This is a genomic window from Burkholderia sp. BCC1996, from assembly GCF_905339955.1.
Classification (GTDB): domain Bacteria; phylum Pseudomonadota; class Gammaproteobacteria; order Burkholderiales; family Burkholderiaceae; genus Burkholderia.
Genome location: NZ_CAJPHM010000002.1, coordinates 60,556 through 74,641 on the forward strand (window position 1 = coordinate 60,556; position 14,086 = coordinate 74,641).

Genomic DNA, 14,086 nt, shown 5'->3' on the forward strand with positions numbered 1-14,086 from the left:
GGCACGCCTCAGCCCTCAATGGACAACGCTGCATCGCATGCAACGTCCTCTACTTTCTGGCTACGCGAACCAGGGCTGAATGACATCGACGACATCGTCGCCTGGCTCGCCCAGCCGACCATCAGCCGGTGGTTCGACTTCGGGCTCGGACGCCAAACCCTACCCGCATTGGCGGTGCAAGCGATGGTCCATAGCAGACAGCATCGAATACGCGTATTCGGTTCGGTTGGCTATACAGTGCCGAGCGGTATCGTCGCCGTCAGTGATGTTACGCATCGCTTCGCGACGGGCTCATTTTGGATCCTTCGCGATCGGTTGCGGCCAACCTGCGTCAATATGGCTTTCAACGCAGCGACACACCTCCTTCATGAAGCGTTCGTCCGTGATCGGCTGCGGTGCATCACTGCATGGGCTGTCGACTGCAATGTTCCGTCGCAACGTCTGCTCGCGCGCCTGGGTTTTCGTCTGATCGGACAGCAACGAGACTGCCATCTCGTCGATGGCATGCGCGTCGGGCGGATCCTTTACGACCTGCTGCCCGACGACCTCGCGCTACCACGCGCACCATGAATACACCTGTGATCACGGCACTTGCCAGCTATGTGCCGCACACAGCCGCTGTACAGCGTGAGCGCGCAATCGAGCCGACGCACGACGCTCCGATACGGTCCGGTTGGCACGCTTGGGTCGCGTCGTGGCAAGCGGATTACGCCCCTCACCCCACAAAGAAGGCGGCTTCAACCGGAAGCGCTGCAATCAGCGCAGCGCCGGAGGAATTTCGCTGTGTGCCCGTTGAGCGCGATATCGATCTGTCCGGGCTGGCGGCCAAAGTGGCGCAGACAATATGTGCTGCGCAGCCAGCCAATGCAGCGCCGATCGATATTGCAATGTTCTGCCACAGTAGCCTCAACGAGCACGTGTCCACAACAACCGCTGGACGCTTGCGTGCAGTAATCGGCACGCCCTGCTTCCCGTTCTCCATCTCCCAACAGCAGGGGGCCTCCACGTTCACGGCCCTCCAGCTGGCGAGTGATCTGCTGATTGCGGAGCCCGAAATCCACACCATCTTGATCGTCGCTGCAGAAAAGTGGTATCCACCGTTTCCGCGATGGACGGATCAGGGAATTGTGCAGGGCGATGCAGCCGGTGCCATCCTCGTGGAACGCTCCAGACCCGCGTCTTGCGGACTGGTGGTGATCGACGCACGCGCCAGCCGCCTCCACCGGTTCGCGCCACCCGCCCCGCTCTCAAGCCTAGACATCCGCACCGATTGGGTTCCGGCGCTGCAATCGACGATCGACGCGATACTGCTCCGACACGCGCTTCAGCCGAACGACCTCGACACCGTCGTAGGAGCAGGAATAGATCCGCGACTCGATGAAGCTATTTGCCGACATCTCAGTCGCCGTGCCGTTGAATTTTCCGACCGCCACCGCGCCCATCTAGGCGCAGCCGAACCTATCGTGCGGCTCGCCAACACACTCGAATCTCACGACCTGTCAGTGTGCGATCGAATCCTGACGTGGGGCGTCGGCCTGGGCGGTTTCGTTGGTTGCGCACTGTTCGAATCGCATGGCAGGCCGCACGTATATCTCAATCCGTCATGAGCGCTTCTATTGGGATCGTCCATACCGCTTACTATCTGCCTGAGCCGGCCGAAGATGTCCGCAGTTGGGCCCAACGAACCAAGCAGTCCGTCGAGACCGTCAAACGCCTCGAAGAAGCGGGGGTGCGCTCGTTCTATGACGCTCGGGGACAGACTGCGCTTTCGCTTGCCGCGAACGCCATCCAATCGCTCGTTCGTGCGACCCATTTTGCTCCCGACACGATCGACTTTCTCGTCTACGTTCATACGCTTCAGGGCAGCGTCGCCCCTCCGCCGCTATCCCTGCCACGCCTGCTATGCGAACACTTTGGTTTCGAGCAGGCAGAGGCATTCTCGTTTGCGCAACAGCATTGCGCCTCATCACTGGGCGCGCTACGGATCATTCGCGCGATGTTTTCCGCCCGTCCAGCTATCAACCGCGGCCTGCTGGTCGGCGCAGACGTCATGCCCCTCGCAAGCGATCGGTCAATAGCCGGGGCCGGATTGCTCAGCGACGGCGCATGTGCGGTGCTCGTCGAACGCAATGCCTCGATCAATCGATTGATCTCGCTGGCGTTTCACGCGAGTGGAGAAGGTTGGCTAGGCACACTGGGAGAAGATGAATCGCGTTTCGCACCTCAGTACTTCTTTGCGGCGCGTCGACTCGCGACGCAAACGAGCGCTGAGGCGAATGTGCCCCTAGCTGAAATTCAGCGCATCTTGCCTTCCCATCTTGATCTGCCAACCTGGCGCCGAACTACCGCATCGCTCGGTCTTCCAGCACGATGCCTGTTTACTGACAACTTTGCTCGCGTCGCGCATGTGACGGTCAGCGATCCATTCATCAATCTCGCCGACTGCGATGATCTGGTTCCCGGTAAGCCTTTCCTGCTATGCGCCCGCGGAGTGGGAGGATTTTCCGCAGCAGCACTCTTCGTTCGTTAACAGGATCGTTGAATTCAGGAAATTTCGCCGACGGAGCGCCACACGATCGCTAAATACGTCGCAATATCGTTCCCGTTCCGGGCGGTGACTTTTAAAAATAAAATCGCGTATTAAATTATTACAATCTATTGGATGACGTTCCGGTTCAAACCATTAGACTCCACATTAGCTACGCACCCAACATCCATCTCGACGTAACCCTCCGGCGTCGGCCCTAGCATAGCGGGTGCGCGTACATTCAGCGCCCCACTACCATACTTTTTGTCCGAGTCGCTGCCAGAGTGTCGGCGCCTTGCTCCAGAATTTTTCTTGAATGCCACTAGGCAATAAGCGAGGTAGAAGTCATGAGAACGCGATTTCGGCATCGCACAAGCAAAAAAGCGTCCAAGCCGCCACCATGGAATGTCACATTAGCCACCCGAATGGCGCCAATCCTGTCTCTCTTTACCGATGCAAAGGATATTTCTTCGCTTTCCGACTTGCTTGGCAATGCGGTGCTTCCATTGGGTTTTCCATGTTACGCCGTCACACGGATCTCCCTGACTTGCATTCGCTCTAGACCTAGCATGTCTATGGAGGCAATCTGCTCGCATTATCCCAACAACTGGGTGCAGCACTATCTACAGCACAACTATGGCTCCGTTGATCCCGTACATCGAGCGGCTTTTACTTCCTCAGGACCTTATCGCTGGGGCGATATTACCGACTTGAACCATGCTGAGCGACATGTGCTCGTGGAAGCGTGCGACGCCGGACTCAAAAACGGGCTGAGCATTCCAATTCGTGAGGTCGGGGGCAGTGTTTTGCTCATCAATCTGTCAGGTCCATCATCCCGTATCAATGCAGGGACGAGCCGGCAGCTCGCGAGCGTAATCAGCAATCTATTTCGTTTGGAGCTGGATCGGTTCGCTCCTCCCCATCCAAAGGCGTTCATTCAGCTTTCTCCGCGTCAGCGCCAATGTCTTTCATGGGTCGCGCAAGGTAAAACATCGTCGGATATCTGCATGATTCTCGAAATATCCCGCCATACCGTCGAATATCATATCACTGAAGCAATGAAGGTCCTGAACGTGAATAGCAGGATAGCAGCCGCCGTCATTGCCTCCAATTTCGGTCTACTTGATTAGCCCTCTTATTTTCAGTCGACGTTTTCCGAATAATTTGTGAGCACGTCGCTGGCATGATTTAACCGTGATGCCGCACCTCTCGAATCCCATATATTGAATAATTCTGGACCAACCAGAGATCTTCAATCTCGCACGGATGATGCGCGTCCAATATTCATCTGCGCCTCCTCCCTACCTAACTAGTTCCCGTTGTTGTTTCGACTTGATACGGTGGCGCCCATCAATAAATGATGGAGAACGCAAATGCCACTCATTATCGCGGGTAGGTTGAGCGACTTACCGCTTGAACTTCGTGATGGACTCGGCGCATTCCGGTACGACGTGTTCGTGCGCCGCCTCGGCTGGCCGCTACCCGATGTTAAGGAAAATGAAACCATAGAATGGGATCACTTCGATGGCGAAAACACCATTCAGGTTGTTGAACTCACTTCCGAAGGGCAGATATATGGATGCGCACGTCTGATGCCAACTACCGCCCCGTACCTGCTCCGGGAACTACTTCCTCAATCGTCGAACCTCGATTTTCCCTCGTCACCCACCGTATGGGAGCTATCGCGGTTTGCCGGCTCGGGCATGCAACTCTTTCCCTATGTTATGGCCGTCGCGGCATCCCTCGGCGCGACCCGCATCATTGGTGTCGTCACCCAGGCCATCGCACGGCTGTATCGCCGCTTTGGCCTCGATCTTCAGTATGTGGGACCTCATCCGGAGACCGCTAGCTCCCCGTTCGTCGTCTGTGCCATTGATCTGACGCCCGCCGCGTTCGCCAAACTTGGATCCGATCTCGATAGTCTCCGCTCTTCAATCACGTGGCATCGTCCGCTCACGCCGAATGTTCGTGGCTCGGTGGTGGAGACGGTGCCACGCGCTGCTCGTTGCGCGGCAGACGTGCAATAGGTCCCCTCCCGGCGACGACCGTCGCGCTTCGCCGCAATTAGTGCGCTCGACTTCCACGACTACAACTAGGATGTGGATCGCCGGTGGTGATGCCGGTTATCCGCATCCTTTACCCAATCCGGCCGGATGGCGGATGCGTAGGCCTGACCGGTGCGTGAACCTTCGCCGCTTGCCTGTGCCCTCAGTCCGAGACGTTCATCAATCGCATGAGCGACAGTCGAAGATTTTGGCAGACGGCCGCCATCGCAGTCCGTCCAGAACACATGCATCGCGTCGAACAAAACTGAGAGGATCGTGGTCAGGTAAGGCAGGCGAACGACTACACCGCCTCCCATCGAATTGCCATCAACAGGACCGTAGTGATCGCTCGGCACGTCGGCCGGCAGGTCTATCCGCAACGCGTCAAGTTCACGCTGCAATCGCTCTTCAACGCAGTAGTGCGCGGTCGCCGAGTTCGCCAGGACCTTACCGAGCTCGCACAGCTTCTCGTCTTTCAGTTGAACGCATCTTGTGAGACGCCGAATCTGCGTTTCGGCCCTTCGCAAACGAATCTGTAAGGTCGCGCAATCGCAGGCCAGTGCCGAGCATGCGCTTGTATCACTCGACCGCCAAACATTATCGCGTTGCTCCATAACAGGCCTCGCCTCGAACATGGCGATATGTACTCCACACACCGCGAGAAATCGGACCGATGATGTACCGAGCTAACCAGAATCATCGCTCCAGCCCGAATCGCTGCGTCCTTTTTCGTTCCTTCACGCAGCAATGTCAACTGTGAGAATTAGGGGGTACCGATCGGCGCATCTGCGAAGTTGAACGATATGGAAAAACGAAACGTCCCACCACAACATCGGCGCAGAATTGGTCTGTCAATTGCACGAGATCACGCACGTCCCGAAAAAATGAAGCGGCTTGTCTGACGTTTCATGCCTTAGCAGAGCCGGCGATCACACAATAGGCCTCCTCATTGTGACTCCAACGCAGCCCGATGGAGACGGCCCCAACGCGCATTGTAGGATCAGTGCGGTTGAGCGCACATCGGCGCACAGCGGGCGACCGACCAACAATCCGCTGATGATCGTCGGCTGTTTGCGTATCCAACCGCAATAGTCCAATGTCCGGTTTTCAATTGCTCCGCCAGATTCGCGGCCTCGGAGACGATAAATGATCGACTCCGAGTCCAAACGATGAGAAAATCGCGCAATCGTTACAATAGCCCTGCTGACAATAGAACGTCGCAGACCCGATGCGTCGCTCCGAATTGGACTCTACGAAGCGACCATTTCAATGCTGTTCCTTTTAGCCACGTGGAGTGAAGAATGGCCACCTATCAAGAGTTGAAAGCCAAGGCTGATGCGCTGCTCGTGCAAGCGGAAGAAGCTAGGCAGGCCGAACTAGAGACCGTGCTCGAAGAAGTTCGTGCGCGTATTCAAGAGTATGGCCTCACGCCGGAACAGCTCTTCGGCCGTAAGCGCGCACGTGGCGCGAATGGCAGCCAAGCCCCGACGGCGAAGTATCAGGATCCGAAAACGGGAAAGACGTGGAGCGGGCGCGGCCGCGAACCGTCATGGATTAAGGGTAAGAAACGTGATCGCTTCTTGATCGCCGAATGATCACCGTAGCGTAGCGATCGGTCGCCCTACGGACACTCTCTGGGCCCGCAGCTTCATGCTGAAGGCCCGGTTGACTCTGTATCAAGCCGTTCCGGCTCAAGCGATTCCGATCCGTCTCAGTTGCCCCAACGCTGAAGACTCCTCCGCAGTCCTTGGGAATCCATGCCGTTCGTCTCGGCGGTGATTCTATTTCATACATAGCAGCGATACCGCCAGATGTCGATGAATTCGGCCTGCATTGCATCAGGATCAAGCGACATGACGACTCAGCCCCACACACGCGATACCGGGCAAGTGGGAACCCGTCCGACCCGCAGCACCGTTCCCAGAACAGAAGCAGCGTCGATTTAGGCAGCGAACGTTTGCGGCATGACCGGTGCCATTGACGCTTCAAGCATGTGTCCGCTTGAACAATACGCCCCCCAGTCTTCCATCATGAGCCGCCGTCTTTCGAGTTGATCGCGACGCCGATAAGCCGCTATCGTCTGCGAAGTAATGATGTGCGCCAAGGCTTCCTCTGCCAAGGAATCCGGATAGTCGGTGCATTCGGCGACCCAGTCACGAAATGTCGACCGAAAACCGTGCACGGTGATCCCAGAGTACGACATGCGTTTCAACAGGGCCAGCATTGCCATGTTCGACAACGGGTGCCCTTCCGTGCAACCGGGGAAAAGATACCCATATTTGGCCTTGGGTAGTGCAGCACGGACGACTTCGACGGCTCGCTGACAAAGCGGCACGCGAAGTGGCCGACCGCTTTTTGTACGATCGCCCGGGATGCTCCAGAGCCGATTGTCGAGATCAAATTCGTCGACGCGCGCAAAACGTGCCTCGTTCGTGCGAGTCGCCGTGAGGATTAGCAAATGCAGCACCCGCGCCGCGCGTCGGGGACGAAGCTCCAGTTCCCGGATAAACGTCGGCAGATCTTCCCATGGCAGTGCTGGATGATGCTTGATCTGCGAACGCTTCTTCGAGCGCGGCAACACCAGTTGGAGATGGTCAACGTATCGGGCCGGGTTGCCGCCGGTGCGGTGACCCATCACGGTCTCCGCGTCGAGGATTGCCTTGATTCGACCGCGCACCCGGCGTGCCGTTTCTGCCTTTTTGGTCCAGATCGGCTGGAGGATACGCACGATCATCGCTGTGTCGATGTCGCGCACGCGCACATCGCCGATGATGGGATAGGCGTACGTCTTTAATGTGTTGCCCCATTGCTGGACATGCTTGCGGTTTCGCCATTCCGGTTCACGCGCGCGGATAAACGCTTCAGCCGCCTCACGGAACGTTACATTGGCATCGACCGAGATATCGAGCCGTCGCCGATGCTGCTCTTCACGCCGGGCGAGGATGGGATCGATCTGGTTTCCGACCATCTCGCGATATCCGCTAACCAGTTTCCGCGCTTCACCAAGCGAAACCCGCGACAGCGGTCCGAGGCCCATTTCGCGCACGCGCCCATCGAGCGTGAAGCGAAACACCCATGAGCGTGCGCCGCTATCGGCGATCTGCAGGTAGAGGCCACCGCCGTCTGCGTAATGGCCTGGATCGGCCACCTTCGCGACGCGCAGTGCGCTAAGCCGATGCAAGTGTCGTCCCGCCATGTCGTCCTCCTTTCCTACCCACAAAACCCAACCCGCTACCCATGTTTCATGGGGAGATTGTGCAGAGCCGTGGCGGAAGTCGCAAGCATGCCGTTACCCACAAATCGCTTTGAAATCAGCGACCTACGGCGCGTTTACGGAAGTCGCCGGAATGCGCGGGAAGCCTTGACTGGCGGAAGGCAGCCGGAGTCGAACCGACCCGGGAGTGTCTGACACCCCCAACTGGATTTGAAGTCCAGCCGTACCACCGGATACGAATGCCTTCCGTGGGGAAAAAAACCAAAGAACAACGAGCGCCTACGCCTGTACACCCACCCAACCGCTGTCAGGCCGCAGGAAGTGAAGATCGCGGTGGAAGCGAGTATACCCAACCCGATCGAAGAACTCGAGAATCTGGATCGCGCGCTTGCGGCCGAGCCCCGTCGCATCGCGAAACGTCGCCGCGTCGAGCCCGCCGCCGCGCATCGGCGCGAGATGCGCGACCAGCCCGGCCAGCTCGCGCACGACATCCGCGTGATAGAACAGGTCGCGCACGACCTGATGCACGTCGCCGCGCCGCGCGAGCTTGCGCAGCAGCGTGCGCACGGCCTCCTCCTGCGCGCCCGTGTCGCGCGCCAGATCGCGGACCCACGGCGGATCGAAACGCCCCGCATGAATCAGCGGCAGCAATTGCTGCGCCAGCGCTTCCTCGCGCGCATCGAAACTCACCGAATGCGACGGCAGATGCAGCCACGGCCCGCTTCGCGCAACCGCCCCGCCGTCGACCAGCGCATCGACCAACGCACGCCACAGCGCATCGCCGACGAGCGGCGCCGCCATCCGCCGCAGGCGCGCCGCATCGAGCCCCTGCTCGTCCGGCACGCGTTCGTGATACGCACGCAGCGTATCGATCGCCCGCGCCTGCAGCGCGTCCCAATGCACCCGCGCGATCACCGTGCCGTCGTTCGACACGCGCTCGCGCTGGCCGATCGCCAGTGCGTCGTCCGGCAACGCCAGCACGTCGGGCGCGAAGCCCGTCAGGTGCGTGAGCATCGCGCGCGCGATCCCGAGCGGCGCCTGCGCGAGCAGCGCATCGAGCCGCCCTTCGTCGAGCCACGCGGCCAATGCGTCGAGCCATGCGCGGCGCGCAGGCGTGCGACGCTTGCGGGCGGGACCGAACGGATCGAGCACGCGACCGCCGCCGACGGTGCGCGTCGCCTGCGGATTGCGGACGATGAAGCGATCGCCCGGCAGCGCGAACACGGGCTCGTCGAACACCAGTTGCACGCGCATCGTGTGGCCCGCCGCGAGCGTATCGCCGTCGAGCAGCGCGACGTGCGCGACGCGATGCAGCGTGCCGAGATGCACGTGCAGCGGCGCCCAGTGCGTCAGCGTGAGCCCCGCATCGGCCAGCAGCGTCAGTTCGACGTCGAGACGCGGCGACGTCGCAACGAGCCGCGCATCCGCGACGGTATCGCCACGCTCGACGTCCGCACGGTCGACGCCCGCCAGGTTCAGCGCGCAGCGCTCGCCCGCGCGGCCCGCGTCGACCGGCCGGTTCTGCGCATGGATGCTGCGCACGCGCGCCGCGCCGCCGGTGCGCACGACCGCGAGCGTGTCGCCGGTCGCCACGCGGCCCGCGAACGCGGTGCCCGTCACGATGGTCCCCTGCCCGGCGAGCGTGAACACGCGATCGACCGCGAGCCGAAACAGGCCGTCGTCGCGGCGCGCACGCCACGCGAGTGCCGCATCGGCGAGATGACGCTTCAGTGCAGCGACGCCCGGATCGTCCTCGCGCGTCGCGCAGGTCTCGAAGATCGGCGCGCCATCGAGCGTCGAGCCGTGCAGCCACGCGGCGATCTCGTCGCGCACCGCCGACAGGCGCGCGGCGTCGACCCGATCGCACTTCGTCAGCGCGACAGCACCATGCGCGACGCCGAGCAGTTGCAGGATCGCGAGGTGCTCGCGGGTCTGCGGCATCACGCCGTCGTCCGCGGCGATCACCAGCAGCGCGAAGTCGATCCCGCTCGCACCGGCCGCCATCGTATGAATCAGCTTCTCGTGGCCCGGCACGTCGATCAGGCCGAGCACGTCGCCGTTCTCGAGCGGCGTATACGCATAGCCGAGCTCGATCGAGATGCCGCGCGCCTTCTCTTCCTTCAAGCGGTCGGTGTCGACGCCGGTCAGCGCGCGCACGAGCGTCGTCTTGCCGTGATCGATATGTCCCGCGGTACCGACGATCATGCAGCCGGCCCCGCGACCTGCACGCATTGCGCGACGAATGCCGCTTCGTCCGCCGCTTCGAGGCAGCGCAGGTCGAGCCGCAGCGCATTGTCGGCGATGCGGCCGATCACCGGGCGCGGCCATTCGCGCAACCGCTTCTCGAGCTGCGCGAGCGCACGGCCGCCGCGCTTGCCGTCCGGCGTGCGCACGACGAGCCCGGCGCTCGGCAACTGGTCGACCGGCAGCGCACCGCTGCCGATCTGGCTGAACATCGGCTCGACCTGCACGTCGAAGCCGCCGCCGAGCGCGGCCTGCAACGCCGGACGCACGCGCTCGGCGGCCTCGGCGATGTCACGCTGCGGCCGCGTCAGCAGACGCAGCGTCGTGAGCCGCTCGCGCAGGAATTCCGGCGCCTGGTACAGCCGGAGCACGGGTTCGAGCGCGGCGAGCGTCAGCTTGCCGACGCGCAGCGCGCGCTTGAGCGGATGTTTCTTGATCTTCGCGACGAGCGCGCGATCGCCGACGATCAGTCCGGCCTGCGGGCCGCCGAGCAGCTTGTCGCCGCTGAACGTGACGAGGTTCGCGCCGGCCGCGACGGTTTCCTGCACGGTCGTCTCGTGCGGCAGGCCCCATTGCGACAGATCGGCGAGCGTGCCGCTGCCGAGGTCGACCGCCACCGGCAGGCCGTGCTCGCGCGCGAGCGGCGCGAGTTCGGCCAGCGTCGCTTCCTTGGTGAAGCCGCTGATCGCGTAGTTGCTGCAGTGCACCTTCATCAGGAGCGCCGTGCGCGGACCGATCGCGTCCGCGTAGTCGCGCAGATGGGTGCGGTTGGTGGTGCCGACCTCGCGCAGTTTCGCACCCGCACGGCTCATGATGTCGGGAATGCGGAACGCGCCGCCGATCTCGACGAGTTCGCCGCGCGACACGATCACTTCGCGTTTCGGCGCAAGCGCCGACAACACGAGCAACACGGCCGCGGCATTGTTGTTGACGACGGTCGCGGCTTCCGCGCCGGTCAGTTCGCACAGCAGATCGTCGATCAGGTCGTCGCGGTCGCCGCGGCGGCCGGTGGCAAGGTCGAATTCGAGGTTGACGGGTTGCGTGAGCGCGTCGACCACCGCGCGCACCGCGTCGTCGGGCAACAGCGCGCGCCCGAGATTCGTGTGCAGCACGGTGCCGGTCAGGTTGAACACCGCGCGCACGGTGCCCGCGCTCTGCGCGGCCAGCGTGCGGGCGACGGCCGCCGCGATGCGCGGCTCGTCGAGCGGCCCGGCCGCCGGCGGATCCTGCTGCACGGCGGTGCGCCAGCGTTCGAGTTCGGCGCGCACCGCGTTCAGCACGCGCGTACGTCCATAGTCGGCGAGCAGCGGCTGCAGCGGCGCCGACGTCAGCACGCGCTCCACCGACGGCACGCGTGCGAGGACGGCATTCAGTTCATTCAAACCCGGTTCGGTCACGTAATGGTGGCTCCAATTCCATGCGCGGCAGGCAGCCGGCGCCGGCGCTCGCGCGCGCCCCGGCTCCGTACCGTCATTCCGCTTCGCGCGACATGTCCGGCCACAGCAGCGGGTTCGGCGAACTGCGCTGGTAGCCGGCTTCGTTCATCAGCAGGTCGAGCGTGAGGCTCGCGAGATCGTCCGCCAGCGGCTCGAACTCGTAGTCCTTCTCCTGGTAGCCGATCTTGCGATAGGTCTTGCATTCGTCACACGACTCGGCCTTGACGGCTTCGCTGCCGCCTTCGATCCCGTGGTAAGCGATGCCCTTGGTCGAATCGCAGTGCGAACATTTCGTGCGCACCATGTGCCACTCGGTCGTGCACAGCCCGCACTGCAGGAAACGGTAGCCCTGGTACTGGCCGCCGACGCGCACGACGCTCGCGACCGGATGCGTGCCGCACACAGGGCACAGCCCCGGCTGGTCGAGATACGGGACGTCGGCCGGTGCCACGCGGCTCGCGAGATCGGTCCAGACGACCTGCAGCGCGGCCATCAGGAACGGCGCGGTGGCCGGGTCGACTTCGGCGAAGCGCAACGCGAGGATCGCGTCGGCCTGCGCGTCGAGTTCGGCGGGCGCCATCAGGCGCAGCCGATCGAGCAGCTTCGCGAGCGACGGATTGACGAGCCCGGCGCTTTCGACGCGATCGAGCAGTTCGTACAGCACGGCCCGCCACTGCGGGTTGCGCTCGCCGTCGAGCGCCGGCACGAGGGGTATCGAATGCTGTTGCGCGCGTGCGATCGCTTCGGGCGACGGCAGCGGCAGTTCCAGCGCCTGCAGCGTCGCGTGCTGCGCGTCGGCAACGGTCGCCATCAGCCGCAGGTAGCCGCTGATCGGGTTCAGGTCGGCAAGCTTGCGCAGCCGGGCGGCACGCGCGGCGAACGCGATGCCGCGCTCCGGCAGGCGAAAGCGCGGAATGGCCGAATGATCGAGCGCCGAAATCTCGGTCGGTTCGAGAATGCGTTGTGTCACGAAAATGTCTTCCAAATAAACAAGCGCCGACAAGTCGGCGCTTCAGGCGATTCCGACGGCTGACGGAACGGCCCGCCGCGATCGGCGAGCCGCCCCGCTCCGGTGCGTTATTTCACGCTTTCACGGAACCACTTCGGGTGATGCTTGCGGGCCCAGCCCAGCGTGACGGTGCCGCGCACCATCGCCCCGATCGAGCCCTTCACCCACAACGCCGCGTAAATGTGCACGATGATGCTCGCGATCAGCACGAAGGCCGCCACGGCATGCACGACGGCCGCCGCGCGGATCACCCCGATCGGGAAGTAGAACGAGAAGTAGCGCCGCCAGATCACGATCCCCGACAGCAGGAGCAGCAGCAGGCACGCCACCAACGTGAAGAATAGCAGCTTCTGTCCGGCGTTATAGCGCCCGACGGGCGGCAGCTTGTCTTCCTGGTTGGTCAGCACGTCGCCGATCTGCTTCAGCCATTGGCGGTCGTCCGCGTCGAGCGTGTTGTGATGCCAGAAGCGCACCACGAGAATCGCGAACGACACGAACATCACGAGACCGACGAACGGATGCAGGATCCGCGTCCACTGGCCGCCGCCGAACAGCGCGGTGAGCCAGAACATCGACGGATGGAACAGCGCGAGCCCGGATAGCGCGAGCAGCACGAACGTAATCGCGGTGATCCAGTGGTTCGTGCGCTCGTTCGGCGTGTAGCGGACGATCAGGTTGGGGTCGTCGTGCTTCATTTTGCGTCCTCCTTGATGCGTCGCGCCTCGTCGCGGGCGGCGGCTTCCTCTTCCTCGCTGACCTCGTTCGGACCGACCCGCGTGTAGTGGAAGAACCCGGCCAGCGCGGTCAGCGCGAGGCCGGCGACCGCGAGCGGCTTCGCGATGCCCTTCCACAGCTTCACCATCGGGCTGATCGACGGATTGTCGGGCAGCCCGTGGTACAGCGACGGTTTGTCGGCATGATGCAGCACGTACATCACGTGCGTGCCGCCGACGCCCTGCGGGTCGTACAGCCCCGCATGCTCGAAGCCGCGCTCCTTCAGGTCCTCGATCCGCTCGGCCGCGTGCTGCTTCATGTCCTCCTTGGTGCCGAACACGATCGCGCCGGTCGGGCAGGTCTTCACGCAGGCCGGTTCCTGGCCGACCGCGACGCGGTCGGAACAGAGCGTGCACTTGTACGCGCGATGATCCTTCTTCGAGATCCGCGGCACGTTGAACGGGCAGCCGGTCACGCAATAGCCGCACCCGATGCAGTTCTCCTCGTGGAAATCGACGATCCCGTTGTTGTACTGCACGATCGCGCCCGGCGACGGACACGCCTTCAGGCAGCCCGGATCCTCGCAGTGCATGCAGCCGTCCTTGCGGATCAGCCACTCGAGGTCGCCCGCCGGGTTCTCGTATTCGGCGAAGCGCATCACCGTCCACGAGTGCTCCGACAGGTCGGCCGGGTTGTCGTACACGCCGACGTTGGTGCCGACCTCATCGCGCAGGTCGTTCCACTCCATGCATGCCGTCTGGCATGCCTTGCAGCCGATGCACTTCGATACGTCGATCAGCTTCGCGACGCTCCCGGTCACCGGTTCGCGCGCCGTGGGCGGCGGCGTCGTGGTGGCCGAGACGCGCTTGATATCCAGCGATTGCAATGCCATCTCTT

Annotated in this window: 13 protein-coding genes and 1 tRNA gene; 6 read left to right on the forward strand and 8 right to left on the reverse strand. The window is 62.5% G+C overall.

Annotated features, from left to right (window positions below):
- The first annotated feature begins 18 nt into the window (after positions 1–18).
- The 5 genes from U4Z64_RS02390 to U4Z64_RS02410 all read left to right on the forward strand — a co-directional run bounded on the left by U4Z64_RS02390 (position 19) and on the right by U4Z64_RS02410 (position 4,554).
- The gene (locus U4Z64_RS02390; protein WP_321819164.1) at positions 19–570 is read left to right on the forward strand and encodes a GNAT family protein; all 552 of its coding nucleotides are present in this window, start codon (positions 19–21) and stop codon (positions 568–570) included.
- A complete protein-coding gene (locus U4Z64_RS02395) occupies positions 567–1,607 on the forward strand; it encodes a 3-oxoacyl-ACP synthase (RefSeq protein WP_321819165.1) in 1,041 nt (346 codons plus the stop codon). The genes U4Z64_RS02390 and U4Z64_RS02395 overlap by 4 nt, the downstream gene beginning before the upstream one ends.
- Entirely contained in the window at positions 1,604–2,530 is a 927-nt protein-coding gene (locus U4Z64_RS02400) for a 3-oxoacyl-ACP synthase (protein WP_321819166.1), read from the forward strand. Before U4Z64_RS02395 ends, U4Z64_RS02400 begins: the two co-directional genes overlap by 4 nt.
- Before the next feature lie 422 nt (positions 2,531–2,952).
- Complete coding sequence (locus U4Z64_RS02405; RefSeq protein WP_321819167.1) at positions 2,953–3,657, forward strand: autoinducer binding domain-containing protein; 705 nt, start codon at positions 2,953–2,955, stop codon at positions 3,655–3,657.
- A 243-nt stretch (positions 3,658–3,900) separates the two neighbouring features.
- Positions 3,901–4,554: an acyl-homoserine-lactone synthase gene (locus tag U4Z64_RS02410; protein WP_321819168.1), complete on the forward strand. Its 654-nt coding sequence runs from the start codon at positions 3,901–3,903 to the stop codon at positions 4,552–4,554.
- Between the two features lie 65 nt (positions 4,555–4,619).
- On the opposite strand, the gene U4Z64_RS02415 is transcribed toward U4Z64_RS02410, so the two are convergent.
- Positions 4,620–5,186 carry a hypothetical protein gene (locus U4Z64_RS02415; protein ID WP_321819169.1) on the reverse strand — a complete coding sequence of 189 codons (567 nt, stop codon included), beginning with the start codon at positions 5,184–5,186 and terminating at the stop codon, positions 4,620–4,622.
- Positions 5,187–5,873: 687 nt separating this feature from the next.
- Between U4Z64_RS02415 and U4Z64_RS02420 the strand changes: the two genes are divergently transcribed.
- Positions 5,874–6,167 (forward strand): H-NS histone family protein, encoded by a 294-nt coding sequence (locus U4Z64_RS02420; RefSeq protein ID WP_321819170.1) that lies wholly within the window; start codon positions 5,874–5,876, stop codon positions 6,165–6,167.
- A gap of 347 nt (positions 6,168–6,514) precedes the next feature.
- Here the strand turns inward: U4Z64_RS02420 and U4Z64_RS02425 are convergent, their stop codons facing one another.
- The 7 genes from U4Z64_RS02425 to fdxH form a co-directional block, all read right to left on the reverse strand.
- On the reverse strand, positions 6,515–7,768 hold the full coding sequence (locus tag U4Z64_RS02425) for a tyrosine-type recombinase/integrase (RefSeq protein WP_321819171.1): 1,254 nt from the start codon (positions 7,766–7,768) through the stop codon (positions 6,515–6,517).
- 170 nt (positions 7,769–7,938) lie between these two features.
- A tRNA-Sec gene (locus U4Z64_RS02430) sits at positions 7,939–8,034 on the reverse strand.
- Between the two features lie 31 nt (positions 8,035–8,065).
- A complete protein-coding gene (gene selB, locus U4Z64_RS02435) occupies positions 8,066–9,991 on the reverse strand; it encodes a selenocysteine-specific translation elongation factor (protein ID WP_321819172.1) in 1,926 nt (641 codons plus the stop codon).
- On the reverse strand, positions 9,988–11,427 hold the full coding sequence (gene selA, locus U4Z64_RS02440) for an L-seryl-tRNA(Sec) selenium transferase (protein ID WP_321819173.1): 1,440 nt from the start codon (positions 11,425–11,427) through the stop codon (positions 9,988–9,990). The genes selB and selA overlap by 4 nt, the downstream gene beginning before the upstream one ends.
- 73 nt (positions 11,428–11,500) lie before the next feature.
- Positions 11,501–12,436 (reverse strand): formate dehydrogenase accessory protein FdhE, encoded by a 936-nt coding sequence (gene fdhE / locus U4Z64_RS02445; protein ID WP_321819174.1) that lies wholly within the window; start codon positions 12,434–12,436, stop codon positions 11,501–11,503.
- 107 nt (positions 12,437–12,543) lie between these two features.
- Positions 12,544–13,170: a formate dehydrogenase subunit gamma gene (locus U4Z64_RS02450; protein WP_044843841.1), complete on the reverse strand. Its 627-nt coding sequence runs from the start codon at positions 13,168–13,170 to the stop codon at positions 12,544–12,546.
- Positions 13,167–14,081: a formate dehydrogenase subunit beta gene (fdxH, locus tag U4Z64_RS02455; RefSeq protein ID WP_124521371.1), complete on the reverse strand. Its 915-nt coding sequence runs from the start codon at positions 14,079–14,081 to the stop codon at positions 13,167–13,169. Before fdxH ends, U4Z64_RS02450 begins: the two co-directional genes overlap by 4 nt.
- Positions 14,082–14,086: the final 5 nt, after the last annotated feature.

Excerpts from the sequence above, each read along its gene's own strand:
- U4Z64_RS02390 (WP_321819164.1), top strand. The coding sequence starts at position 19 with ATGGACAACGCTGCATCGCATGCAACGTCCTCTACTTTCTGGCTACGC.
- U4Z64_RS02395 (WP_321819165.1), top strand. The coding sequence starts at position 567 with ATGAATACACCTGTGATCACGGCACTTGCCAGCTATGTGCCGCACACA.
- U4Z64_RS02400 (WP_321819166.1), top strand. The coding sequence starts at position 1,604 with ATGAGCGCTTCTATTGGGATCGTCCATACCGCTTACTATCTGCCTGAG.
- U4Z64_RS02405 (WP_321819167.1), top strand. The coding sequence starts at position 2,953 with ATGGCGCCAATCCTGTCTCTCTTTACCGATGCAAAGGATATTTCTTCG.
- U4Z64_RS02410 (WP_321819168.1), top strand. The coding sequence starts at position 3,901 with ATGCCACTCATTATCGCGGGTAGGTTGAGCGACTTACCGCTTGAACTT.
- U4Z64_RS02415 (WP_321819169.1), bottom strand. The coding sequence starts at position 5,186 with ATGGAGCAACGCGATAATGTTTGGCGGTCGAGTGATACAAGCGCATGC.
- U4Z64_RS02420 (WP_321819170.1), top strand. The coding sequence starts at position 5,874 with ATGGCCACCTATCAAGAGTTGAAAGCCAAGGCTGATGCGCTGCTCGTG.
- U4Z64_RS02425 (WP_321819171.1), bottom strand. The coding sequence starts at position 7,768 with ATGGCGGGACGACACTTGCATCGGCTTAGCGCACTGCGCGTCGCGAAG.
- selB (WP_321819172.1), bottom strand. The coding sequence starts at position 9,991 with ATGATCGTCGGTACCGCGGGACATATCGATCACGGCAAGACGACGCTC.
- U4Z64_RS02450 (WP_044843841.1), bottom strand. The coding sequence starts at position 13,170 with ATGAAGCACGACGACCCCAACCTGATCGTCCGCTACACGCCGAACGAG.
- fdxH (WP_124521371.1), bottom strand. The coding sequence starts at position 14,081 with ATGGCATTGCAATCGCTGGATATCAAGCGCGTCTCGGCCACCACGACG.